The 23,062-nt window shown below is 72.2% G+C and carries 21 protein-coding genes and 1 pseudogene; 12 read left to right on the top strand and 10 right to left on the bottom strand.

What is annotated here, in order from left to right; translation table 11 throughout:
* Nucleotides 1-62 precede the first annotated feature (62 nt).
* The 4 genes from GRC12_RS03590 (at nt 63) to GRC12_RS03575 (ending at nt 4,829) form a co-directional block, all read left to right on the top strand.
* Nucleotides 63-986 (top strand): MurR/RpiR family transcriptional regulator, encoded by a 924-nt coding sequence (locus GRC12_RS03590; RefSeq protein ID WP_208777297.1) that lies wholly within the window; start codon nt 63-65, stop codon nt 984-986.
* Between the two features lie 319 nt (nt 987-1,305).
* Complete coding sequence (locus tag GRC12_RS03585; RefSeq protein ID WP_133043729.1) at nt 1,306-1,674, top strand: hypothetical protein; 369 nt, start codon at nt 1,306-1,308, stop codon at nt 1,672-1,674.
* Nucleotides 1,675-1,730: 56 nt separating this feature from the next.
* Nucleotides 1,731-2,297: an antibiotic biosynthesis monooxygenase gene (locus GRC12_RS03580; protein WP_208777295.1), complete on the top strand. Its 567-nt coding sequence runs from the start codon at nt 1,731-1,733 to the stop codon at nt 2,295-2,297.
* A 96-nt stretch (nt 2,298-2,393) separates the two neighbouring features.
* Nucleotides 2,394-4,829: a SpoIIE family protein phosphatase gene (locus tag GRC12_RS03575; protein ID WP_208777292.1), complete on the top strand. Its 2,436-nt coding sequence runs from the start codon at nt 2,394-2,396 to the stop codon at nt 4,827-4,829.
* A 39-nt stretch (nt 4,830-4,868) separates the two neighbouring features.
* Here GRC12_RS03575 and GRC12_RS03570 read toward each other — a convergent pair whose 3' ends face one another.
* Nucleotides 4,869-5,531 carry a peptidoglycan-binding domain-containing protein gene (locus GRC12_RS03570; protein WP_308286464.1) on the bottom strand — a complete coding sequence of 221 codons (663 nt, stop codon included), beginning with the start codon at nt 5,529-5,531 and terminating at the stop codon, nt 4,869-4,871.
* 206 nt (nt 5,532-5,737) lie between these two features.
* Here GRC12_RS03570 and GRC12_RS03565 point away from each other — a divergent pair, with 206 nt between their 5' ends.
* The 3 genes from GRC12_RS03565 to GRC12_RS03555 all read left to right on the top strand — a co-directional run bounded on the left by GRC12_RS03565 (nt 5,738) and on the right by GRC12_RS03555 (nt 9,877).
* A complete protein-coding gene (locus GRC12_RS03565; protein ID WP_208777345.1) occupies nt 5,738-6,406 on the top strand; it encodes a TetR family transcriptional regulator in 669 nt (222 codons plus the stop codon).
* Nucleotides 6,407-6,538: 132 nt separating this feature from the next.
* Nucleotides 6,539-6,952 carry a Zn-ribbon domain-containing OB-fold protein gene (locus GRC12_RS03560; protein WP_208777291.1) on the top strand — a complete coding sequence of 138 codons (414 nt, stop codon included), beginning with the start codon at nt 6,539-6,541 and terminating at the stop codon, nt 6,950-6,952.
* A 153-nt stretch (nt 6,953-7,105) separates the two neighbouring features.
* Nucleotides 7,106-9,877 (top strand): hypothetical protein, encoded by a 2,772-nt coding sequence (locus GRC12_RS03555; RefSeq protein WP_208777290.1) that lies wholly within the window; start codon nt 7,106-7,108, stop codon nt 9,875-9,877.
* Between the two features lie 64 nt (nt 9,878-9,941).
* Here GRC12_RS03555 and GRC12_RS03550 read toward each other — a convergent pair whose 3' ends face one another.
* Entirely contained in the window at nt 9,942-10,328 is a 387-nt protein-coding gene (locus tag GRC12_RS03550) for a PPOX class F420-dependent oxidoreductase (RefSeq protein WP_208777289.1), read from the bottom strand.
* A 20-nt stretch (nt 10,329-10,348) separates the two neighbouring features.
* Entirely contained in the window at nt 10,349-11,527 is a 1,179-nt protein-coding gene (locus GRC12_RS03545) for a MalY/PatB family protein (RefSeq protein ID WP_208777288.1), read from the bottom strand.
* Between the two features lie 26 nt (nt 11,528-11,553).
* Between GRC12_RS03545 and GRC12_RS03540 the strand changes: the two genes are divergently transcribed.
* The 3 genes from GRC12_RS03540 to GRC12_RS03530 all read left to right on the top strand — a co-directional run bounded on the left by GRC12_RS03540 (nt 11,554) and on the right by GRC12_RS03530 (nt 14,917).
* Entirely contained in the window at nt 11,554-12,549 is a 996-nt protein-coding gene (locus GRC12_RS03540) for a hypothetical protein (RefSeq protein WP_208777279.1), read from the top strand.
* 52 nt (nt 12,550-12,601) lie between these two features.
* Nucleotides 12,602-13,426 (top strand): SAM-dependent methyltransferase, encoded by an 825-nt coding sequence (locus GRC12_RS03535; RefSeq protein ID WP_208777277.1) that lies wholly within the window; start codon nt 12,602-12,604, stop codon nt 13,424-13,426.
* Nucleotides 13,427-13,540: 114 nt separating this feature from the next.
* Nucleotides 13,541-14,917, top strand: a complete 1,377-nt coding sequence (locus tag GRC12_RS03530; protein WP_208777276.1) for a S1 family peptidase — start codon at nt 13,541-13,543, stop codon at nt 14,915-14,917.
* Between the two features lie 4 nt (nt 14,918-14,921).
* Here GRC12_RS03530 and GRC12_RS03525 read toward each other — a convergent pair whose 3' ends face one another.
* The 3 genes from GRC12_RS03525 to GRC12_RS03515 all read right to left on the bottom strand — a co-directional run bounded on the left by GRC12_RS03525 (nt 14,922) and on the right by GRC12_RS03515 (nt 17,244).
* The gene (locus tag GRC12_RS03525) at nt 14,922-15,743 is read right to left on the bottom strand and encodes an EamA family transporter (protein WP_208777275.1); all 822 of its coding nucleotides are present in this window, start codon (nt 15,741-15,743) and stop codon (nt 14,922-14,924) included.
* A gap of 55 nt (nt 15,744-15,798) precedes the next feature.
* The gene (locus tag GRC12_RS03520; RefSeq protein WP_208777274.1) at nt 15,799-15,984 is read right to left on the bottom strand and encodes a hypothetical protein; all 186 of its coding nucleotides are present in this window, start codon (nt 15,982-15,984) and stop codon (nt 15,799-15,801) included.
* A gap of 81 nt (nt 15,985-16,065) precedes the next feature.
* The gene (locus GRC12_RS03515) at nt 16,066-17,244 is read right to left on the bottom strand and encodes an ROK family transcriptional regulator (RefSeq protein WP_208777273.1); all 1,179 of its coding nucleotides are present in this window, start codon (nt 17,242-17,244) and stop codon (nt 16,066-16,068) included.
* A gap of 162 nt (nt 17,245-17,406) precedes the next feature.
* On the opposite strand from GRC12_RS03515, the gene GRC12_RS03510 reads away from it, so the two are divergent.
* Nucleotides 17,407-18,606, top strand: a complete 1,200-nt coding sequence (locus tag GRC12_RS03510; RefSeq protein ID WP_208777272.1) for a Gfo/Idh/MocA family protein — start codon at nt 17,407-17,409, stop codon at nt 18,604-18,606.
* Between the two features lie 25 nt (nt 18,607-18,631).
* Here GRC12_RS03510 and GRC12_RS03505 read toward each other — a convergent pair whose 3' ends face one another.
* Entirely contained in the window at nt 18,632-19,330 is a 699-nt protein-coding gene (locus GRC12_RS03505; RefSeq protein WP_133043715.1) for a L,D-transpeptidase family protein, read from the bottom strand.
* A gap of 266 nt (nt 19,331-19,596) precedes the next feature.
* Nucleotides 19,597-20,394: an SDR family NAD(P)-dependent oxidoreductase gene (locus GRC12_RS03500; RefSeq protein ID WP_208777269.1), complete on the bottom strand. Its 798-nt coding sequence runs from the start codon at nt 20,392-20,394 to the stop codon at nt 19,597-19,599.
* A gap of 49 nt (nt 20,395-20,443) precedes the next feature.
* Here GRC12_RS03500 and GRC12_RS03495 point away from each other — a divergent pair.
* Nucleotides 20,444-20,696: pseudogene (locus GRC12_RS03495) on the top strand (hypothetical protein); the annotation flags it as partial.
* A gap of 14 nt (nt 20,697-20,710) precedes the next feature.
* Here GRC12_RS03495 and GRC12_RS03490 read toward each other — a convergent pair.
* Complete coding sequence (locus tag GRC12_RS03490; protein ID WP_208777267.1) at nt 20,711-21,625, bottom strand: SDR family oxidoreductase; 915 nt, start codon at nt 21,623-21,625, stop codon at nt 20,711-20,713.
* A gap of 96 nt (nt 21,626-21,721) precedes the next feature.
* Complete coding sequence (locus GRC12_RS03485) at nt 21,722-22,921, bottom strand: serine hydrolase domain-containing protein (protein ID WP_208777265.1); 1,200 nt, start codon at nt 22,919-22,921, stop codon at nt 21,722-21,724.
* Nucleotides 22,922-23,062: the final 141 nt, after the last annotated feature.

Here is a 23,062-nt window from a genome sequence, read left to right as displayed (position 1 = left end):
CCCTGGTCACGGCGGTGTGTGAGCTATGTTGAAGCACTGTGGGAGACAAAGGAGGCGCACCGGTGCCATCGCCGCAGCAGGCACGCGCACAGGCATCCGCGATCACCTCGGGCAGGACCGCTCCGGAGGCCGAGGCCGCACCGGCGTCCCAGCTCAGAACCCTCTTCGACCGGCCCCGGCTCTCCCCGGGCCAGCGGCGCATCGCCCAGTACCTGATCGAGCACATCACCGAGGCGGCGTTCCTGTCGATCACCGATCTCGCCGAGCGTGTCGGCGTGAGCCAGCCGTCGGTGACCCGGTTCGCGGCGGCGGTCGGCTTCAGCGGTTATCCCGCGCTGCGCGAGAAGCTCCAGTCGATCGCCCTGGGCCACCTGGCGGGCGGGCCCGGAGCGCCCGAGGAGAACGGCAGCAACGAACTGCAGTCGGCGGTGGACGCCGAGATCGAGAACCTGGAGAACCTGCGGCGCGACTTCGCCGACCCGGACCAGCTGATCGACGTCGGCCGCAAGCTGTCGGCCTCCACTCCGCTGACCGTTCTCGGGCTGCGCATCTCGGTCTCGCTGGCCGAGTACTTCGCCTATGCCGCACGCCGGATCCACCCGGACGTGCGGCTGGTGACACGGGGCGGCAGTGTCGCCTACGACGCCCTGCTGCAGTCCCGGGAGGCGGGCGGCACCTGGGTGCTGGCGTTCTCGATGCCCCGGCACGCCCAGGAGACGCTCACGGCGGTGCAGGTGGCGCGCAGCGCCGGGCTGAAGGTCGCCCTGGTGACCGATCTGGCACTGGGGCCGGTCGCCGACGAGGCGGACGTCGTCTTCGCCACCGGCACCGGCTCCCGGCTGGTCTTCGACTCCTATGCCGCGCCCGGTCTGATCGCCGCCGCGCTGCTGCAGGCCATGACCGACGCCGACCCGGAGCGCACCCAGGCCCGGCTGGAGGAGTACGAACAGATCTCCGACCAGCACCAGTTCTTCCTGCGGGAGTGACGGCGGAGCCCGGTCCGCCGTAACCTTCGGTAACACCTTCCCCACGCGCTGTCTCGAATTACAAAGGGACCTTTCATAACATATCGCGCATGAATGTTTTCATACGTCTTGCAAAGCGGACGGCATATATAAATACTTCTCACGCGTCACCCGGACATCCGTAGCCGCCGTCTCCTACCCGCGTCGGCGCGCGGGCTTCCGGGCGGGCCTCGTCCGTGCGAGCGCCCGTGGTGGCCCCGGTCATCCCCTAGGCCGGGGCCGCCCGCACGCACCCGTCGGACCACCCCTCACGACGCCGCACACCCGGAAGCGATCACCGATGCAACTGACGACCACGCGCCTCAGCCCGGACTGGCCGTGCCAGGTCAAGCAGCCCGGCTCCTACGACTGGGAGCGCTCGGCGGCCAAGTGGCTGCGGGAGCTGGTTCCGGCGCGCTACGCCGGCTACCCGGCCATGCTCCGCCACCCCGTGCTGCTCGCCCGCCACGCGCAGATCCAGGTCCAGCACGAGATCCGGGTCGCCCGCACCGCGCTGCAGACCGCCCGGGCCGACCTGCCCCGCCTGGGCCTGCCCGAGTCGGTCATCGAGCACACGATCAAGCTGTACGCGGCCGAGGTCCTGCAGCTCCAGCACATCGCGCGCAGCGTCCGCGCGGTCACCCAGGCCCTGGTCGAGGCCGGACGCTGAACACCGGCCCCGCCCCCGGCGCATGAATCACGCCGCGCGTGGCACACGTGGTGACCATGAGCACCACCGAGCTGCGCCGAGGGGAACCGGTCACCACCGTCCTGACCTGGCAGGTGCGCCCCGGCCACGAGCGGGAGTTCGAGGAGTGGACCGAGGGCGTCACGCGCTGCGCCAGACGGTTCCCGGGCAACGAGGGCGTCTCCTGGCTGCGGCCCGAGGACGGCCACCGCTACCACGCGGTGCTGCGCTGGTCGGATCCGCACCGGCTGACCCGCTGGCTGGAGTCCGCCGAGCGGGCGGAGTGGCACCAGCGGATCGAGGGCGTCGCCACCGAGGTCGGCAGCGAGCGGCAGTCGACCACCGGCCTGGAGACCTGGTTCAGCCTGCCGGGCACCACGGTGCGGTCCCCGCCGCGCTGGAAGATGGTCCTCACCACCTTCCTCGGCGCCTACCCGTTCACCCTGCTCGTCCAGGGCCTGGTGACGCCCCGCACCGCGGCCTGGCCGCTGCCGCTGCGGGCGGCCGTCTTCCCTGTCGTGCTGCTGCCGGTGCTGACGTACCTCGTCATGCCGCTGCTGAGCCGCTTGGTGCGCCAGTGGCTGTACCGGCAGCCCGACGAGTGAGCGGAGCACAACCGTCCGGGATGTCCACCACGACACACGCATGGTCCTCTTTCGAGTGAAGCCCGGGCAGGCAAGCGTGCGATCGAAGCGCGCCCGATGTGCGATGCTCGACGCGTGACGAGCGAGCCCGCCACGCCGGCGGAGTCCCCGACCGCGGCTGACACCGTTGCGCTGGCCAGGATCGTCGCCAGGCAGCGAGCGGAACTGGACCGGCTGCGCGACCTGGCGGCGACATCGGCCGTCCTGGAGCGGGCCAAGGGTGCCGTCATGGGGCTGACCGGCTGCTCTCCGAACGCCGCCGAGGAGCAGTTGCAGAAGCGGGCCGAGGCGGGCCGTCACACGCTCCTGGAGGAGTGCTGGATCACGCTCGGCTCCCTGGCGCCGCCGTCCGCCCCGGCCCCGGAGCCCGACACCGCCGCCTTCACCGCCTCCGTCTCCCTGCCGCTCAGGGAGCCTGCCGCGGTCTTGGAGAGCTCCGCCGCCCTGGCCACCCTCGGCAGGGAACTCGTCCATGTGGCCACCCCGCAGGAGCTCGCCGGCTGTCTGCTGGAGCACCTCGGGCCCGAGGTGGGCGCCGACGCGGTGATGCTCTACGCACTGCGGCCCGGGGGCGGACTGGACCTGATCGGGCACGCCGGCGTCGACGACGAACTGGCCGCCCAGTGGCAGCACGTGCCGCCGCTGAGCGGGGTCGCCGCGCTCGACTCGCTGCGCGCGGGCGAACCGCGCTGGCTGGAGGACCTGGAGGCGGACCGCAAGCGCTACCTGCTCATCGGGGATCCGCCGAGCCGCTGGCCCACCCGCGCCTGGCTGCCCGTACCGGCCCACGGGCCGACGGCCACGCGCACGGCCACCGCCGCGGCACCGGGCGACGTGTGCATCGGCGTGCTGCGCGCCCGCGGCGGGCCGTTCACCGACGAGACGCGCGAGCATCTGCGGGCGGTGGCCCGGCTGTGCGCCGGCCGGCTGCGCGCCCTCGACACCCGGCCCCCCGTCTCTCCCGACGACGCCGTGGACGTCGTGCGCGCGGTGTTCGACGCGCTGCCCGGCGCCACCATGCTGCTCACCCCGCTGCGCACCCCCTCCGGGAACGTCAGGGACTACCGCATCGACGCCGCCACGGCCCACTCCCCGGACGTGGTCGGGCACGCGGGACGCGAACTGGTCGGCCGCGGGTTCCGGGAGTGCTGCCCGACCCTGTTGGGCGAGCCGGTGTGGCAGGGCTTCCGGCGTGCGCTCACCACGGGAGAGCCGTACGAGAGCGAGCAGTTCGCGCACCAGGAGGTCGTGGACGGCGTCGCGGAGCTGTCCACCTACTCGGTGCGGGCGGCACGACTGGACGAACGGCTCGTCGTCACCTGGGTCCGGCACGGCTCCTCGGACCGGCAGGAACAGCGGCTGGCCGACGTGCAGCGGCTGGGCAACCTGGGCTGGGCCAGCTGGAACCTGCTCACCCAGGAGGTCACCTGGTCCTCCCAGGTCTTCTCCCTGTTCGGCCGGGACCCGGCGGACGGCCCGATCGGCCTGATCCGGCTGCCCGACCTCGCGCTGCCCGAGGACGCGTCCGCCCTGACCCAGGCCATCGCCGAACTCCTGCGCGCGGGGCGGTCCTTCGACGTGCCCTTCCGCGCCCGGGTGGCGGGCAGGCTACGGCATCTGCGCGCCGTCGCGGAGGCCGTGCCGGACGCCCACGGCACGACCGTCGAGGTGCACGGCGTCATCCAGGACCTCACGGCCCAGCGCAGCGCGGAACTCGCCCTCATCGAGAGCGAACGGGCCATCCTCACCCAGCACGACGTGCTGCGCGCCGAACGGACCCTGGCGGGCCGGCTCCAGCACGCGCTGCTGCCGCTGCCCACCCGGCCGGTGCCGCTGGCCGGGCTGCGGGTCGACGTCGCCTATCTGCCCGCCCAGTCGGGCATCCACGTGGGCGGGGACTGGTTCAGCGCCATCGAACTGCCCAACGGCGACGCCCTGTTCGTGGTCGGCGACGTCGCCGGGCACGGCATCGACGCGGTGGCCTCGATGGCCCTGCTCCGCTTCACCGCCAAGGGCATGGTGATCACCGGCTCCTCGCTGACCGGCGCGCTGGCCCGGCTCAACACCCTGCTGCTGCACTCCCGGGACTCGCACGGCACCGCGACCATGGTGCTGGCCCGCTACAGCAGCGCCGAGCGCCGCCTGGTGTGGGCCCAGGCCGGCCATCCGCCGCCGCTGCTGCTGCGCGACGGAGTCGTGCGCTACCTCGACCGTCCCCGCGGCATGCTGCTGGGCGCGAGCGCAACGCCCGCCTTCGAGGAGGCGGAGTGCCGGCTGGAGCCCGGTGACCGCGTCGTCCTCTACACCGACGGCCTGGTCGAGCGGCCCGGGGAGGGCATCGACAAGGGCCTGACACGGCTCGCCGAGGCGGTGCTGACCCACCACACCGAGGAACCCGGCTCCCTGGCCCCCCTGTTGGCCGGGATGCTGGAGGGCGACCGGCGCGACGACGTCTGCATCGTGGACATCAGGGTTCCGGTCGACCCGGAGTAGCCCCGCGCCCGTATGCTCCTCGTCCTGGTCCCCACGGTGTCAGCCGGTGGCGGCACCGGTCCGGGATTCGAGGGCCTGCCGGGTGTCGTCGCCGTACACGCCGGTCTCGTCGCCGCGGATGCCGTACCAGAGCTGGAAGCGGGCGACCGCCGCCTCGAGGGTGGCGTCGTAGCGGCCGTCCGTGGAGCCGTTGTCGTAGACGTTCGGGATGTCGCGCAGGCGTTGCTGCAGGTCGATGACGGCGGGGCCGCTGTCGCCCTCGCGCAGGGTGCCCGCGCCGTCGGGGTCGGCCGCGCCGGACGCCGTCGGCGACGGCTCGGCCGAGGCCGAGGCCGACGGGCTGGGTGACGGTGCGGGGGTGGCGGCCTCGCCGCTGCGGCCGGGCAGCAGTAGGGCGCAGCCGAAGCCGACGAGGGCGGCCGCGGCGACGGCGACCGTGACGGCGGCGCGGCGCAGTCCCGACCCGAAGCCGAACCGGTGTCCGCCGTCCGGGGCGGGGGCGCGCACCGGCGGGAGTTCCTGGGTCTCGCCCTCGTCCCAGGAGTGGGGGTCGGCTACGGCGACCGGCTCGAGACCGGCGGCGCCCTGCTCCATCTCCCTGAACAGCTCCGCCAGGGCGTCGGTGCGGCGCGGGCGCAGGACGACGATGGGCTCCAGCGGCGGGCGGTCCTCGGGCGATCCGGATGCCGGCGGTGCGGGCACAGTGCTCTCCTTCCGTGCCGGGACGGGACTCTTCGCCGTTCCCGGGGAGTGATACGCGCCCGCGTCGCCGGCAGTTCAGCCGGAGGCCTCGCCCATCCCTCGGGCGACACCGAGTTCCCTGCCTGGAGCGCACTGAGTGCCATTCACCTCGCTCAGATGCTACGTTCGCGGTCATGAAGACGGAGCCGGCGGCCACACGGCCACCCATGCGGGACGCCCTGGTCGCGGCGGCCTTCCAGCTGTTTCTCGAGCGGGGCTACGAGCAGACGACCGTGGACGACATCGTGGCGCTCGCCGGGGTCGGACGGCGGTCGTTCTTCCGCTACTTCCCCTCCAAGGAGGACGTGGTCTTCCCCGACCACGAGCGGTGCCTGGCGGAGATGACGGCGTTCCTCGCCGAGAGCACCGACGACCAGGATCCGGTACGGCGGGTGTGCGACGCGGTCCGGATCGTCCTGCGGATGTACACCGAGAACCCGACCTTCTCCGTGCAGCGTTACCGCCTGACGAAGAAGGTGCCCGGGCTGCGCGCGTACGAGCTGTCGGTGGTGTGGCGTTACGAGCGCGCCTTCGCCGACTATCTGCGCGGCCGCCTGGCCGGCCGGCAGGACGGGACACTGCGGGCCGACGTGATCGCGGCGGCGGTGGCGGCGGCGCACAACAACGCGCTGCGCTCCTGGCTGCGTTCGGACGGACAGGGTGACGCGAGCGCCGCGCTGGACCATGCCCTCGGATACGTGCAGTCGGCGTTCTCCGGCCCCTCGGCGCCGGACGGCGAGGAGGAGACCGAGGACGTCGTGGTGGTCGTCTCCCGGCGCGGCGCACCCCTGTGGCGGGTCGTCCAGGAGATCGAGGGCGCCCTCGAAAAGGAGTGACCGAAGGCGAGTTCACATTAAGGGTACGCAGTGCCTTTACGGATGACACTGAGTGTCATACATTGATGCCGTGCACGGAGGCACGGCGAACCGCGCACGTGGGATTCCGGCCGAGCGCAGGGAGTTGACAGCGTGTACCACCACTCAGTAGACGTCGCCCGTCAGACCGCCGGCTCCGCGGCGGGTCTCCTCGATCCGGCCTCGCGCGACGCGGACACCATCCTCTTCCAGCGCTGCACCTGGTGCGGCACCGCCATGTACCACCGGCTGCTGTGTCCCGTCTGCCAGGGCAGCGACCTCAGGACGGAGCGCAGCGAGGGCACGGGCACCATCCGGCACGCCACCGTGGTGCACCGCAACACTCCCGCCGCGCGCAATGTCTCCCTCGTCGAGATGGCCGAGGGGTTCGTCGTCCGGGGCCGCGTCATGGGTCCGCTGATCGGCATCCACAGCGGCGACCGGGTACGCCTGTCGACGGTGAAGGACCCGGTGCGCGGTGAGCCCGTGTTCCAACTGGTCGACGAGCCGTACCGCGCCTGGACCTGACCCCCGCCCTCCGATGGCCTGATCCTGTTCGCGCCCGGTGATCGAATCCGCGCGCACAGGCAACCCACAGATCCCACCCCCCGTCCTCAGGTACACGAGAGGCCCCCGCTGACCAACGGGGCGCCTGTGCTCGGTACTTGAGGAGGAAAGACCTTGTTCCGTGCCCGGCGAATAGCGGTGACCGCGGTGGCGGTGCTCGCGGTGGCGGGGGGATCGCCAGGGCTGGCGCAGGCGGCCGGACCGCCCCACGCCAGACCACTCACAACGACGGCGGACAACGACAGCCCGCTTCCGCCCGGCTGGCGGATCGCCGGCCAGGGGACGGCGCGGCAGCTGGTGTGGCGCTCGACCGCGCCCGTGCCGATGGGGGACGCGCGCGTCGACTTCTACGCCGGCGGTCGGCTGCTCGGCCATCCGGTCCCCGGCAAGGACGGCAGGACCTTCCGGCTCGCGCTCGGCAAGACCGCCGGTCATCTGACGGGGCTTCAGGTGCGGGCCGCGGGACGGCAGTTGGACGCTGCGGGCCGCACCCGGGCACCGGGCCGGGCTGACACCGCGGCCGCCCAGCCGCCCGCGCGACTGCCGGCGAACTCCGTCGATCCCGGGAAGCCGGGCCCGTACCGTACGTCCACCGGCGAGTACGACCTGGACCCGGTGAAGCTCCCCGACTTCCCGCAGCCCGTCGAGATGAAGGCCGTGGTCGTCGCGCCCCAGGGCGCCACCGGCAAGCGTCCGCTCGCGCTGTTCCTGCACGGCCGCCACAGCACCTGCTACAACGGCGACGACATCAGCGGCGGCTGGCCCTGCCCGGCCGGCACCAAGCCCATCCCGAGCCACCGCGGCTACCTGCGCGACCAGCGACTCCTGGCCTCCCAGGGCTATGTGACCGTCTCCATCTCCGCCAACGGCGTCAACGGCCAGGACTGGGCGGCCGAGGACGGCGGCGCCCAGGCCCGCTCCTCACTGGTGCGGCAGCACCTGGCCCGCTGGGCCGACTGGGCCGCCCACCCCGCCTCGGCCCCCGCGGTGGTCCGCGACGCCCCGACGGCGGATCTCTCGCACGTCCTGCTGGTCGGCCACTCCCGCGGCGGTGAGGGCGTCAACCGGGCGGCGATGGACAGCCTCTACCCGCCGCCGTCCGCACAGGACGGCTACCACGGGCCGGTGCGCTGGCACATCAGCGGCACCGTGCTCATCGGACCGACGATCTTCGGCCAGAATCCGGTCGCGGACGTTCCCTCGACGACGATCCTGCCGGGCTGCGACGGCGACGTCTCCGACCTGCAGGGCGAGGTGTTCGTCGACGGCACCCGCTCGGTCAGTCGCGGCAGCGCGCTGCACAGCGCCGTCTACGTGGTCGGCGCCGACCACAACTTCTTCAACACCGAGTGGACGCCGGGCCAGTCCCAGGCCCCCTCGGAGGACGACTTCTACGACGACCCCGAGCACCGGGACCCCGTGTGCTCGCCGGGCACCGCGACCCGGCTGACCGCCGACCAGCAGCACCGGGCGGGCAGCACGTACATCGCGGCGGCGGCACGGCTGTTCGTCGCCGGGGACGACCGGGTACGGCCGCTGCTCGACGGCTCCGGCAGGCGGGCGCCCTCGGCGGACCCGGCGCGCGTGCTCACGCACGCCGTCGGGGCCAACCGCGTCGGCGGCCTGCTGCCGGACGGCAGGCTGTCGGTGACCGGAGGGCGGCTGTGCTCGGCCGTCGACCCCGACCAGCACGTGGCCTGCCTCCCCTCGGGCGCGAAGGGCGTCTCCCCGCACTTCGCGACGTGGGAGCCCACCCGTGAGGTCGGCCGTCGCGCCGTCGCGCTGAAGTGGTCGGCGGCCGGTTCCCCGGCGCGGATCCGTCCTGCCGCCCCGGTCGCGCTCGCCGGCTCCACGGAGCTGGCGCTGCGGCTGATCGTTCCGCCGAACTCGACCGGCACCCGGTTCGACGTGTCCCTGACCGACACGCACGGCAGGCGGGCCGCCCTCGGCGCGGTCAAGGTCGACGGGCTGCCCGGCACCGAACGCACCGCCTCCTTCTGGGCCCGCGAGGTCCGCGTCCCGCTGGCCGCCGCGTCCCGGACGGGCCTGGACCTGAAGCACGTCACGTCCCTCGAGCTGACGCCCCGGTCGGCCCGGGGCCAGGCCTGGCTGATGGACGCCTGGGGATGGCGCCCCGGCACTCCGGCGGTGCGGGAGGCCGCGCTGCCGCGCGTCGACATCGGCCGTACGACAGTGAAGGAGGGCGACTCGGGCGTCCGCACCTACCAGGTGCCCGTACGGGTGTCCGGGCGGGGCGACGGACAGGTGCGGGTGTACGTCATCGACCCGGTCACCGGCAAGGAGAAGCAGAGCCTCGTCACGGTCCGTCCGGGCGGTCATGACATCGATGTGAAGGTGCAGGTCAAGGGCAACACGCGGTTCGCCTACGACGTCGACAACCCGGTGCTGGTCAAGGCCGTGCACGGCGCCGTCGTCGGCTCCTACCGCGGTGGGGTCACCGTGCAGAACGACGACCCGATGCCGACGGTCACCGTGACGCCGGTCGCGGACCGGGTGACCGAGGGGCAGCCACTGAAGTGGAAGGTGACGCTGTCCGCCGCGGCGGACACGGACCTCTTCGAGTTCTTCCGCGTGGTGCCCGTCACCGGGGGGCCGGAGCTGTCCACGAGGGACGTGGATCCGCAGTGGCTGGAGAACGTCTCGGGCGAGCAGCCCGATCCCGAGCGGCCGCTGTCCTCGGTGCAGTACCTGGGCGTGGCCGCGGATCTGCCGTCCGGGCAGGTCAGCGCCGAGGTGTCCGTGCCGACGGTCACGGACCGGGTGGCGGAGCCCGCGGAGTCGGTGCGGTTCCAGCTGAGCGACGAGGCCGGCAACCCGGTGCCGGGCGGGGCGGTGCTGAACGGCACGGTGCTGGACGCCTCGTAACCCGGGACGTGCCGTCGTGACGGCCGCGCGGTTCTCCTCACGGAACCGCGCGGCCGTCCGCGTCTCAGGGCCGCGGTGTGACGCGGATGCCGACGGTGCCCTTCAGGCCCCGGCGCAGTCGGCTGCCGAGCAGGGTGAGCCGGCCGACGATGCCGTACTTGCGGGCGATGAGTTCGCGGTAGCGGGCGACGGTCGCCTCGTCGGTGATCTCGGCGGTGGCGGGGATCTGCGCCCCGGTGGGGTTGCCGCGCAGGTCGCAGGGGCCGACGAGGACGTCGCCGCGGGCTCTGATCCGCTTGACCTTCCAGGAGTCGGCGGCCGTCCACACACCGAGCGTGTCACCGTCGCGCACCACCCACACGGGGGTGGCCACCGGGGTGCCGTTCTTGCGGTAGCTGGTGATCAACAGGTACTTGCCCGAGCCGAGCCGTTCCAGCTGTCTGTCCTCCATGCCGGAAGTCTAGGCCCGGCTCATTCGAGCGCCGAGGCCATCCGCCGTACGCCTTCCGTGAGCACCTCGGGCGAGGTCGCCAGGTTCAGACGTACGTGCCCCGCGCCCCCGGTGCCGAAGGGGATCCCGGAGTTCAGGGCCACCCTGCCGCGCTCCAGGAAGACGTCCGCCGGGTCCTGATCGAGGCCCAGCGCGCGGCAGTCCAGCCAGGCCAGGTAGGTGGCCTGGCCGGGGCGGCAGGTGATGGCGGGGGGGTGTTCGGCGAGCAGGTCCGACAGCAGTCGCCGGTTGTCGTCGAGCCCGGCGAGCAGGGCGTCCAGCCAGGGCGTGCCCTCCGTCAGGGCGGCGGTGTGGGCGATGACACCGAGGTGGCTGGGGCCGTGAGCGACCTCTTCCGGCAGGCGCGCCAGGTCGGCCGCGGCCTCCGGGCCCGCGATCGCGAGCGCCGCCTTGAGGCCCGCGAGGTTCCACGCCTTGGAGGCGGACATGAGCGACAGGCCGTTCTCCCCGCCGGGGACGCTCAGGTACGGCACGAAGTCCACGCCGGAGGCGGTCAGCGGCGCGTGGATCTCGTCGGCGACCACACGGACGCCGTACCGGGCGGCGAGGGCGGCCACGGCGGTCAGGTCCCCGGCGGTGTGCACGACGCCGGTCGGGTTGTGCGGGCTGCACAGCAGGTAGGCGGCCCGGCGCCGGCCGGCGACCGACCGCTCGAAGGCCTCCTCCAGGGTGCCGAAGTCGATGCGTCCGTCCGCGCCGAGCGGGGCCTCGACCACCTGCCGGTCCATGTGCGCGATGAACTGGTGGAACGGCGGATACACCGGCGAGTTGACCACGACCGGGTCCCCGTGCCCGGTGACCAGCTTCAGCATCTCGACGACGCCCAGCATCACGTCGGGCACGATCGCCGTGCGCTCCACGGCGAGCCCGTGCCACCCCCACCGCTTGTCGGCGAAGGCGGCCAGCGCCTCGGCGTAGGCGGTGCCCGCCGGGTAGCCGGTGTCGCCGAGCGCGAGGGCGTCGGTGACCGCCCGGACGATGGGCTCGGCCAGCGGAACGTCCATCTCCGCCACCCACAGTGGCAGCACGTCGGCCGGGTAGGTGCGCCACTTCATGCTCGTACGGCGACGGAGCCGGTCCAGGGACAGGGCACGCAGGGGGTTCGGTTCGCCGGACGTGTCGTGCGGGATCCTGTTCATGACGCACAAGATAAGGGGGCCGTGCTGTGACCTGGAACGACCGTGAAGTCGCCTGCGACGAGTCGGGGTCGGACGGCGAGAACCTCACCGGCGGGAACACCGACGTGTTCGCGCACGCCGGGGTGGGGCTGCCGGTGGACGCCGCGGCCGCGTGTGTGCGGGAGATCCGGGACCGCATCCGCTCGCCCGCGGAGGAGTACAAGGCGAACCACCTGCTGCGGGAGAAGCACCGGGCCGTGCTGGAATGGCTGCTCGCGCCGGGGGGCCCGCTCCACGCCAGTGCCCATGTGCACCTGGTCGAGAAGGAGTTCTTCCTCGTCGACCGGACGGCCCACCTGCTGCTCGGCGACACGGCCGAGGCCCTGTCGCTGTACCGCGACGGGCGGCGGACGTTCGGGGAGGCGCGGTGGCGGGAGTTCGTGCGGGCGGCGAACCGGCTGCTGCGGGTACGGCACGACGGGGAGCCCTCGGAGCCGGCGGAGCGGTTCTTCCGCACGGTGGACGACCTGCGGCGCGCGCATGCCGGTACGGCCGTCGCACCGGTCCTGGACAGGCTGGCGGCATCCCGTTCCCGGGCGGACGGCTACCGGGCGGGACTGCTCGCCGGACCGCCGTTGATTCCGCTGCTCAATCCGCTGCTGCCGGCGATCGTGCGCACGGCCGCGTACTGGAGCGCGGGCGGCCAGGAGGTCCGGCTCGTGCACGACCGGCAGAACCTGCTGACGCCGGAGCGCATCGCGTGGATCGAGGAGACGGCCCGGCGGGCCGGGATCCGGCTCGTCGGGCTGCGGCTGGTGGTGGCCGGCGAGGATCCGCGGGTGCAGCTGGCCGACTTCCTCGCCGGGATCGCCCGCAAGCTCGCCTCGGACGAGCTGAACGGCCGGGCGGACCCGGCACTGACCGCGCTCCTGCGGCCGTACGTCGATCCGGCGTCCGTGTGGGGCGACGAGGCCGGCCATGCGGCACTTCTTGGGAAAATCTCTCCCGCCGTACCCTCGGCAGACATCAACTCCGCCGTCTAGATTGCCGGTTGCCCCCCGCGCCAGACCACCAGGCCCTCCAGGAGCTGAGCACGTGACGGACAACCCGGCAGCCACCGAAGATCCCGCCGAGGCGCTGCGCAGACGCATCGACACCCTGCGCCCGCACACGGCACGGATCTGGAACTACTGGCTCGGCGGCGGCGACTACTACGAGGTCGACCGGGTGGCCGGCGACCGCATCCGTGAACTGCATCCCTCCATCGGCGAGTACGCCCGCGCCGACCGGCTCTTCCTGGGCCGCGCCGTGCGTCACCTGGTCGCGGACGCGGGCATCCGCCAGTTCCTCGACATCGGCACGGGGCTGCCGACCGCCGACAACACCCACGAGGTCGCCCAGCGGCTGGCCCCGGAGTCCCGGGTGGTGTACGTCGACAACGATCCGCTGGTCCTGGCGCACGCCCGCGCCCTGCTCACCAGCGCGCCGGAGGGCCGTACCGACCATCTGGACGAGGACCTGCGCAATGTCGAGGCGGTGCTGGAGCGCGCCGCCGACACGCTGGACCTGTCCCGGCCGGTCGCGCTGATGCTGCTCGGGGTGGTCATCTTCGTCGGGGACGACGAGGACCCGTACGGCGTCGTGCGGCGGTTCATGGACGCGCTGCCCGCGGGCAGCCACCTGGTGCTGTCGCACACGATCACGTCTCCGGCGCTGCCCGAGGTGGACGAGGCGGTGCGGTTCTGGAACGAGCACGGCACGCCGGCCCTGACGCAGCGCACTCCCGAGGCGGTGGCGCGGTTCTTCGACGGTCTGGAGCTGCTGGAACCGGGCGTGGTGTCGTGCTCGCGCTGGCGTCCGGAGGAGGGGGACGAGCCCGTGGAGGTGGCGATGTACGGCGGGGTGGGGCGCAAGCCGTAGAGGATCACCGGCGCGCTGAACGCGGTCGGCTCCCGGAACGTATGGAGAGAGGGTGCTCAACGACCGGAGGGCCCCGCGGTGTTGGCACCGCGCGTACTGGTTCGGGAGCCATGCATGAGGCACGCACGACGACGGATGGTCCGGCGAGTGACACGACTGGCGGCCGTCGGCGGACTCCTCCTGGGGGGAGCCATGGTGACGCAGGCCGCCATGGCGAGCGAGTCTCCCGGTACCTCCGCCCTTCCGTTCAGCGCCAAGGGGGACACGCCCGGCACGGGTGCCTCGCTGGTGGCGCGGCTGGGTACCGCACGAACGGCGGGGACGTGGGTCGGCGCGGACGGGCGCACGGTGGTCGCGGTGACCGACAAGAAGGCGGCGGCCGAGGTCGAGCGGGCGGGCGCCGAGGCGAAGATGGTCGGCCACAGCATGAACGAGCTCAAGGCGGCCACGGCGACGCTGCGTTCGGCGCCCCGGGTGGCGGGCACGGCCTGGGTGATGGACTACCAGACGAACCAGGTGGTGGTGCAGGCCGACAGCACCGTCTCGGCCTCCGACTGGTCGGACATGACCAAGGTGGCGTCCGGAATCGGCGGTTTCGTGCGGATGGAGCGCACCAAGGGCACGTTCACGACCCGGCTCAACGGCGCGGTGCCGATCCTGTCGACCGGCGGCCGCTGCTCGGCGGGGTTCAACGTGACCAACGGGCAGACCGACTTCATCCTCACCGCCGGGCACTGCGGGCCGACCGGTTCCGTCTGGTTCGCCAACAGCCAGGGCAACCAGCAGCTCGGCACCACGGTGCAGCAGAACTTCCCGGGCAGCGACTTCTCCCTCGTGCAGTACGCGAGCGGTACCGCCGGGCAGGGCGCGGACATCGTGGCCATCGGCAACGGCAACGGGGTGCGGATCACCGGCGTGAGCGATCCGGTGGTCGGGGAGCGCGTGTTCCGCAGCGGCAGCACCAGCGGTCTGCACGACGGCGAGGTCAAGGGCCTTGACGCGACGGTGAACTACCCCGAGGGCACGGTGACCGGGCTCATCGAGACGAACGTATGTGCCGAACCGGGCGACAGTGGCGGCCCGCTGTTCTCCGAGGGCATCGCGCTGGGCATCACCTCGGGCGGCAGCGGCGACTGCACCTCGGGCGGTACGACGTTCTTCCAGCCGGTGACGAAGGCGATGCAGGCGCTCAACGTGCAGCTGATCGTCTCCAAGCAGGCGGCCGCCCAGCAGGGCGCCTCACCGGCACCGTCGGCGTCGGCCACGCACAGCGCGATCGCGCCCACCACCACGTCCCCGGGTTCCACCACCCCGGCGACGGGCACCTCGACGGGCACGACCCTGCTGGCCCGGCTGAGCGACCCGCGGAACATCGGCCCCGGGATGCTGGTCATCGGCGGCAGCCTGATCGCGCTGGTGGCCACGCGGTGGATCCGGGCGGAGCAGGACCGCAAGGACTACCGGCGCGCCTACTCCGCGAGCTGGGGCTGACGGGTCAGCCGAGGGTGAGCAGGACGGTGGCGGCCGCCGCGCCGAGCAGTCCGGCGGTCTGCCGTACTGTGATGCGCTCGTGCAGCAGCGCCAGGCCGAGGATCACCGGGATGGCCGGATAGAGCGAGGCGAGGACGACGGCGACGGCCAGCAACTGCCGCTGGGCGGCGAGCAGATAGAGGATCAGACCGAGCGCGGCCCCGGCCCCGACGAGGAGCGCCTGGGCGGCGGTCCGGGGCGGGAGTCGCAGGGGGCCGTGGTGCAGGGTGGTCGGCAGCAGCAGGAGTACGGCGGCGACCCGGCCGGCGACGACCGGCCACAGCCCGGCGGACGCACCCGCCAGGCCGAGGGCGACGTACTGCACGGCGACGCCCCCGCTGGCGAGCAGCCCGTCGCCGGCGCCGCGGGCCGCGCCGGACCGGCCCCCGGAGACGAACCAGAGCGCGGGCACCGCCACGGCGATGCCCACCCAGGCCGACGGGTCGGGCCGGTCGCCGAGGAGGAGGACGCCGCACAGGACGGACAGGGCGACGCCGGTCACCGCGCTCAGGGGGACGACGACGGTCATGGCCCCGCGGCTCAGGCCGCGGTTGAGGAAGTGCATGGCGGTGCCGCTGCCCAGGCCGGACAGGGCGCCCCACAGCAGGTCTGCGGGGTGGACGGCATCGGCGGGAACGAGGAGCGCGGCGACACAGGCGAGCACGAGGCCGCCGACCTGGCCGAGGAAGGTGACGGCCGTGAAGGAGGCCCGGCGGGAGAGGATCCCGCCGCTGAAGTCGACGACGCCGTAACAGACGGCCGAGGCCAGTGCGAGGAGGGGACCCATTCGATCAGGGGTGCCCCGGACGAACGCGCCGATGCGCGGCGGGCGTCAGACGAAGCTAGGCCGCCCGCACGGGCTGGGGAGCCGCGGCGGCCCACTCCAGGACGAGCCGCTGGTACTCCTCGCGCTGCTCGACGCTCAGTGTCCCGCCCGACCGGAGCCACAGGGCCCGGATCTCCTCGTTGACCTCGTCCGCCGAACGCTCGGAGACGGTTTCAACAGTGGTGGACATGGTGTGAAGCATACGGCGCCGGAGGTGAAGGCGCCGTGAGTAATCAGGCCGGAAACGGGCATATCGGACCGTGTTACTGATCACGTCCATCTGTCAAGATCCACCGGCCGGTTCGGACTCCGCCGCTCCCAGCACCAGCACCTGGATCGCCAACACCGCCGCACCGCGGGCCCAGTCGTGAAAATCGGACACCTTCGTCTCCAGGGCGACCGGGGCGGCCATCGGGTGCCGGAGCGTCCTGATCGTCTCCCCCACCGTGTTCCCCGCCACATCCATCAGCCCGACGCCCTCTCCGGCGAGCAGGATCTTCTGCGGCATCACGAAGTTGGAGATCTGCGCGACCAGCGTGCCGAGGGCGCGCGCCGCCTCGTCGATGACGCGGGCGGGCATGGGCTCCCCGGCGGCGGCCCGGCCGAGGATCTCGTCGTAGGTCCAGTCGCGGCCGGTGGCGGCCCGGACCTGGTAGCGGATGCTCGGGATGGCGAGCAGCGAGACGGCGCTGCCGCGCTCCCCCTCCGGGGTGAGCGGGCCGTTGGGGTCGACGATCCAGTGGCGGCCGAACCCACGGTCCTCCTCGGCGTTCGGCACCCGTCTGCCGCCCAGCACCAGCCCGTAGCCGATGCCGGCACCGATGGTCAGGACGACGAAGCGGTCCAGGCCCCGCCCGGCACCGAACCAGGTCTCGGCCTCCACGAGGGCGGCGACGTCGTTCTCGACGACGACGGGCAGCCCCGTGCGCTCCTCGACGAGCCCGGCGAGCGGCACGCCCCGCCAGCCCAGGAACGGGGACTCGGCGACCACGGACCGGCCCTCGACCCGTCCGCCCACGCCGATGCCGATGCCCGCCGGGCACGGGTGCGCGGCGGTGAACCCGCCGGCCATCTCCGCGAGCACGTCGGCGACTTCGGCGGGGTCATGGGTGGTGAGCGGACGGTCGTGACGGGCGACGATGTCGCTGCGGAGGGTGGTGACGACGCCGTAGACCATCTCCTCGGTGATCTTGAAGCCGATGAAGGACCAGGACTCGGCGACGACGTCGAGCGGTTGGGAGGGCCGCCCCTGGCGCACCTCCGCCGGGGCACCGGCCTCGGGCACCTCGACCAGCAGGCCGGACTCGATCAGCGGCTTGGTGAGCCGGGTGAGGCTGCCCGCGGAGAGGTCGAGCCGCCGGGCGAGCTCGGTGCGCGACAGGGGGCCGTTGACGAGCACCTCGATCGCCACCGAGCGCTCGCCGGGGCTCAGGGGAAGCCAGCTGGCCGCAACTGTGGTCATGGAGGTCAGGCTCCCACATGATTTTTTTCGTTACGGAATCAATATGCCACTTTAAGGTGCGCAGAGCCTGACGGAAACAATGCTCGCTTGGCTCTTGACGCCAGGATTCTTTCACGACAAAAGTAAGTGTCCGATCCTCTCCCAGTGAAGGGCACGCCTTTCATGACGTTCTCCCTCGGCATCGTCGGCGCCGGCCAGTTCTCCGGTCAGTTCGCGACGCTGTTCCAGGCCCACCCCGGTGTCGGCGACGTGTACGTCACCGACCTGCTGCCCGAACGAGCCGAACAGCTCGTCGCCGCACAGGGGCTGGCGGGCACCTTCCCCGGCTACGAGGCGATGCTCGAGTCGCCGGCGGTCGACGCGGTCGCGATCTTCACGCAGCGGTGGACGCACGGCCCGCTGGTCCTGCAGGGCCTGAACGCCGGCAAGCACGTGTACTCGGCGGTCCCCATGGCGATCACCACGCAGGAGATCGCCGCGATCATCGACGCGGTCAGGACGACCGGACTGACGTACATGATGGGCGAGACCAGCCAGTACAACCCGGCGACGGTGCACGCCCGCAACCAGATCGCGGAGGGCGCCTTCGGGCGGCTCTTCTACGCCGAGGGCGACTACGTCCACGACATGGACCTCGGCTTCTACGACGCCTACCAGTACAGCGGCGGCGAGAACTGGAAGGCCACCGCCAGCTATCCCCCGCTGCTGTACCCGACGCACGCGGTCGGCGGGGTGCTGGGCGCCTGGCAGACGCACGCGGTGAGCGTGTCGGCGATCGGTGTCCGCGACGACCGCGGCGACGGCGTCTTCGACCGCTCCGTCAGCCAGTTCGACAACGACGTCTCCAACGCCACGGCGCTGTTCGAGGTCGCGGGAGGCGGATCGTTCCGTACGAACGAGTTCCGTCGCGTCGGCTACCCCTCGCACATCCGCGAGTCCCGGTTCCGCTTCTTCGGCACCGAGGCGAGCATGGAGCAGCTCGCCACGGTGGCCCTGTGGCAGGACAAGAAGGGCGTGAAGGACATCAGCGAACTGCTGGAGCCCAAGCCCACCATGTCCCCCGACGACCCGTCGCTCCAGCACATCGCGCCGGAGCTGCGGGCGGCCTTCACCTCCGGTTCGGCACCCGTGCACGACCGGGCGCGGCTGCCGCGGGCGTTCGACAACCTGCACAACGGGCACGAGGGCAGCCACCACTTCCTCGTCGACGACTTCGTGACCGCCGTCAACACACGGTCCCTGCCGTCGGTCAACGCATGGGTGGCCGCCCGCTACACCCTGCCGGGCATCATCGCGCACGAGTCGGCGCGGCAGGGCGGGGTACGGCTGGAGATCCCCGACTTCGGGGACGCCCCGCAGTAGGCGGGACGCCGGGCCGGGTGCCCGCTCAGGTGCCCGGCTTGCGCCCGTACACGAAGACGTCGTCGCCGGTCTTCAGCAGCGACCAGTACTTCTTGGCGGTGGTCGTGGTCATGTTGACGCAGCCGTGCGAGCCCGGCGGGTTCCACATGCTGAGGTTGACCGAGTGGAAGGCCTGGCCGCCGTCGAAGAACTGGCTGTAGGGCATCGGCACGTTGTAGATGTTCGAGACGTGGTTCTTGTCACGCCAGTAGATCTTCTTCAGACCGGTGCGGGTGACGTACCCCTTGCGGCCGGTGCGGACCGGGACCGGGCCGTAGACGAGCCTGCTGCCGTCCTGGATCCAGCTGAGCTGGAGCGTGAGGTTCACGCAGGCTATGCGCCCCTTGTTCGTCGGGCACTTGCCTTCCTTGTTGGGGTTGTTCCCCACGGCCTTCTGCTTGTTCATGAGGTCCATCACGCCCCAGGTGACGGAACCCGCGTACCCGATGTTCGGGGTGATGCCGTGCTTGGTCTGGAAGGCCTTGATGGCCTGGCAGTCGGCGGCGGACTGCTTTCCGTCGACCGGCCGGCCGAGGAACTTCTCCACCTGCTTCTGATAGGGCCCGGCCTGCGTGGTGCAGCTCGTGGCCGCCTGGGCGGAACCGGTGCCCAGGGCGAGGGTGAGCGGTGCCACCAGTCCGGTGATCCCGAGTGCGACGGCTCCCCGTCTGCGGATGTCCCCCATGGTCTGCCTTTGCCTTTCGCGCGGAATGGTCGTCCGATCTGCGATCTCTGCCAGCTAGACCGATGTCCGCCGCGATCGGTTGTAAGTCGCCGCACGTTACGACGAAACGGTGACATTCGCAGTGCGCAAGCTCACAGCGGTCGTCCCCTGCCTACCCCGAGGACACGCACCGCACACTCGCCCAGGACCTGCCCCGCTCCCCCAACTGCTGCATTCTGTAGGCGACTTCGCCGACCACCGCGTCAGCGGCGGGACGACGGTGGGGGTCAGGTGTCGCCGCCCACCCCCGTCACCGCGTTGAACCCCGTGTGGACCGCGGTCAGACCGCCGTCGACGGTCAGCTCGGTACCGGTGATCCACGCCGCGTCGCGGGAGGCGAGGAAGGCGACGGCCGCCGCGATGTCCTCCGGTTCCCCGACCCTGCCCAGCGGGTACAGCGGGCGCAGTGCCTCCAGGTCGTCCTCCCGGCCTTCCCACGCGGACGTGCGCACCGTGCCCGGCACGACGAGGTTGACGCGGACTCCCCGTCCGGCCGCCCGTCCGGCCAGGGTGCGGGTGAGGGAGGCGAGGCCGGCCTTGGCGGCGCTGTAGGCCTGGTTGCCGAAGTCCATCCGGCCGTTGACGGAGCCGATGCTGACGATGGCGCCGCGCCCGGAGGCGGCCAGGTGCGGGAGCGCGGCCCGGCAGCAGCGGTAGGCGCCGGTGAGGGTGATGTCGAGATCGCGGGCCCACGCCTCGTCAGGGCCGTCCTCGAAGAGCGGGGTGTCGGGTGTGCAGGAGGCCGCGCTGTTGACCAGGACGTCGAGGGAGCCGAAGGCGTCGACGGCGTGCGCGACAGCCGCCTCCACCGCCGCCCGGTCCCCCACGTCGCACGCCAACGCCTCGGTGGCCAGGCCCCGTTCGCGCAGTGCCCCCGCCGTCTTCTCGACCTCGGTCGGGTCCGCGTCGGTGAGCAGGACCCGCGCCCCCTCCTCGGCCAGGCGCCGGGCGACGGCGGCGCCGATGCCGCGGGCCGCGCCCGTGACGAGAACCCCGTACCCCTCGAAGCGCTTCGTGTCAGCCATGGCCCGAACCTACTCCCCGCAAGATCCACGGGACAGATGGCGTGCGTCCATGTCCGCTTTTCTGCGGCAGCTCCCCGCTCTGACAGGTGTGGTGATCGGTGCCCTCGGCTCGTATCTGGCGGTGGTGCGAGGTGATCAGGCGCGGTTCCGGCGGGAGCGGACGGCTCCTGACCCCGCAGGAGGCCGAGCCGCTGCCGGCCGAGGTGCGGACCGCCCGCGAGCCGCACGGGGAGGCGCTGATCCTGCTGGGCAGCGCGGAGGTCGTGGAGCGGGCCCGGGCATGGATCGTCACCGTGCTGGAGACGGGTTCCTGACCTCACCGGTACCCGGTCACGTCCGCCGGTTTCCCGGCGTCCTGCACCTCCACGAGGTACCGCCAGGCGTCCGGCCGGCTGCCATCGAGGTCCGTGAAGCCGTAGACCTGGGCGAGGCCGCCGCTGGACAGGGAGCGGCCGTTGAAGCGGGCAACGTCCGGGTCGGCGGCGAGGGCGGCGACGGCGCGGCCGACGTAGCGCGGGGTCTCGGAGATCGCGAAGTGCGGGACCTCGGTGAGGGCGTCGCGCCAGTTGTCCTCGCGTACGCCGAACTGGTCGAGCATGATCTCCGAGCGCAGCCACCCCGGTGTCAAGGCGACGGCCGTGGCACCGCGCGGCCCGAGTTCGTGGCCGAGGGCGAAGGCCATGCGCAGGACGGCGGTCTTGGCGAGGTCGTAGAAGAAGGAGACGCGGTAGGTGTCACGGTTGTACTCGGCGGTGCCGTCGGTGACCTCCACGGCCAGGCCGCCGGGCCGGCGCAGCAGCAGGGGCAGGGCGTGGTGGCTGGTGACGGCGTGCGTCTCGACGGCGAGCCGCAGCAGCCTGAGGCCCTTGTCCAGGTCGTGCTCCCAGACCGGACGGTCCCACTCGAAGAGACGCTCGCCGCCCCAGATGTCGTTGACGAGGACGTCCAGGCGGCCCTGCTCGTCCGCGATGCGCTCGACCAGGGCGCGGACCTGGTCGGGTTCGAGGTGGTCGGTGGGTACGGCGATGCCCCGGCCGCCTGCTCGGGTGACGAGGTCGGCGGTGTCCTCGATGGTCTCGGGGCGGTCGTACTCGGAGCGCCGTGCGCGGGTGCTGCGTCCGGTGACGTACACGGTGGCGCCCGCCGCGCCGAGTTCCATCGCGATCCCGCGGCCCGCCCCGCGCGTCGCCCCAGCGACGAGCGCCACCTTGCCGTTCAGCGCTACGGACATGTCCGGCCTCCCGTTGGCCTCGGTTGTCGGTCACTGCCGAGGGTGCCGTGGAAGCCGGACATCTTCTGTCGCCTTTTTCCTGCCGGTGCGCGCCGTTCAGCGCGACGAGACCGCGCCGTCGTACACGTGGTCCGGGGTGACGATCGCCGTGACCGCCCGGGCGAGGAGGGTGGAGGGTTCCTGGCCCTGGACGGTCGAGTCCGTGTTGATCATGATGACCAGGGTGGCCCGCCGCGCGGGCAGGTACACGGTCACGGTCTCGTAGCCGGGGATGGATCCGTTGTGCCCGATCCACCCGCCCGCGTCGAAGAGGCCGAGGCCGTAGCTGAGGCCGGGAAGACCGGTCGGCAGCATCCTGAGGCGCTGCGCCTGGGTAGGGGGGCTGAGCAGTCTACCGGTGGCGACGACCTCGGCCCAGCGGCGCAGATCGTGCAGGTCGGAGATCATCGCCCCGGTCGCCCATGCCCAGCTGGGGTTCCAGTCGGTGGCGTCGGCGACCGCGCCGGTCAGTGTCTGGTCCGTGTAGCCGTGCGGATGCGGCCGGGGGAACTCCGTTCCCCGCGGCAGCAGCGTGTGGTGCAGCCGGGCCGGCCGCAGGATCCTCGCGTCGATGAAGTCGGCGAGCCGCTGACCGGAGACCTTCTCGATGACCAGCCCGAGCAGGACGAAGTTGGTGTTGGAGTACTGGAACTGAGTGCCCGGCGCGAAGGCGTTCTTGTGCTTGAACGCGTACGCGAGCAGTTGACGAGGCGTGAAGGAACGCTCCGGGTCGCTCAGCAGGTCACGGACGAAGTCCGGGTCGGAGCTGTACGGGAACAGGCCGCTGCGCATCTCGGCGAGGTGGCGCAGCGTGATCCGGCCGCCGTCCGGCACGCCGTGGACGTAGCGGGAGACGGGGTCGTCCAGCCGGACGCGATGGTCGTCGACGAGTTCCAGCAGGGCGGTGGCCGTGAAGGTCTTGGTCTCGCTGCCGATCCGCTCGTAGACGTCGGGGGTCATCGGCCTGCCGGTCGCCTTGTCGGCGACGCCGCTCGCACGGACGTAGCAGCCCTTGCCCGGCATCCACAGCCCGACGACGGCACCGGGGATGCCCGCCTGCCGGCGGACGTCGTCGATCGTCCGGTCCAGCCGTGCGGTCACTCCCGGCCCGAGACCGCGCGGCGGACAGGGGTGGCGACCGGACGGGTGGGCGGTGCCGGCCGGGACGGCGGTGGCGGGGGCCACGGCCGTCGGCACCAGCAGGGACGCCACGAGCAGGGTCGCGGCGAGCAGTCGGCGGCGGGGGGTTCGTCGCATGCGGGGGCGCCTCTCCAGTCACGGGCCGGGACGGCAACATCACCATCGGCGGCCGATCGGGAAGGCGCCCTTCCCCGGGCATCGCAGCGAGTCCACTCGTTCGGAGCCACACACATGGCCGCCCAGGACGGGGCGACGGCG

Origin of the sequence: Streptomyces griseorubiginosus, assembly GCF_017614965.1 — a bacterium.
In the GTDB taxonomy this organism is placed as follows: Bacteria; Actinomycetota; Actinomycetes; order Streptomycetales; family Streptomycetaceae; genus Streptomyces; species Streptomyces griseorubiginosus_B.
This window is presented reverse-complemented; position numbering and strand designations above follow the sequence as displayed.

Coding starts and splice junctions, on each gene's coding strand:
- GRC12_RS03505 (WP_133043715.1), bottom strand. CDS start 19,330: ATGGGGGACATCCGCAGACGGGGAGCCGTCGCACTCGGGATCACCGGA.
- GRC12_RS03525 (WP_208777275.1), bottom strand. CDS start 15,743: ATGGGTCCCCTCCTCGCACTGGCCTCGGCCGTCTGTTACGGCGTCGTC.
- GRC12_RS03500 (WP_208777269.1), bottom strand. CDS start 20,394: ATGGCTGACACGAAGCGCTTCGAGGGGTACGGGGTTCTCGTCACGGGC.
- GRC12_RS03580 (WP_208777295.1), top strand. CDS start 1,731: ATGAGCACCACCGAGCTGCGCCGAGGGGAACCGGTCACCACCGTCCTG.
- GRC12_RS03515 (WP_208777273.1), bottom strand. CDS start 17,244: ATGACCACAGTTGCGGCCAGCTGGCTTCCCCTGAGCCCCGGCGAGCGC.
- GRC12_RS03550 (WP_208777289.1), bottom strand. CDS start 10,328: ATGGAGGACAGACAGCTGGAACGGCTCGGCTCGGGCAAGTACCTGTTG.
- GRC12_RS03520 (WP_208777274.1), bottom strand. CDS start 15,984: ATGCTTCACACCATGTCCACCACTGTTGAAACCGTCTCCGAGCGTTCG.
- GRC12_RS03530 (WP_208777276.1), top strand. CDS start 13,541: ATGAGGCACGCACGACGACGGATGGTCCGGCGAGTGACACGACTGGCG.
- GRC12_RS03585 (WP_133043729.1), top strand. CDS start 1,306: ATGCAACTGACGACCACGCGCCTCAGCCCGGACTGGCCGTGCCAGGTC.
- GRC12_RS03545 (WP_208777288.1), bottom strand. CDS start 11,527: ATGAACAGGATCCCGCACGACACGTCCGGCGAACCGAACCCCCTGCGT.
- GRC12_RS03510 (WP_208777272.1), top strand. CDS start 17,407: ATGACGTTCTCCCTCGGCATCGTCGGCGCCGGCCAGTTCTCCGGTCAG.
- GRC12_RS03485 (WP_208777265.1), bottom strand. CDS start 22,921: ATGCGACGAACCCCCCGCCGCCGACTGCTCGCCGCGACCCTGCTCGTG.
- GRC12_RS03565 (WP_208777345.1), top strand. CDS start 5,738: ATGCGGGACGCCCTGGTCGCGGCGGCCTTCCAGCTGTTTCTCGAGCGG.
- GRC12_RS03575 (WP_208777292.1), top strand. CDS start 2,394: ATGTGCGATGCTCGACGCGTGACGAGCGAGCCCGCCACGCCGGCGGAG.
- GRC12_RS03490 (WP_208777267.1), bottom strand. CDS start 21,625: ATGTCCGTAGCGCTGAACGGCAAGGTGGCGCTCGTCGCTGGGGCGACG.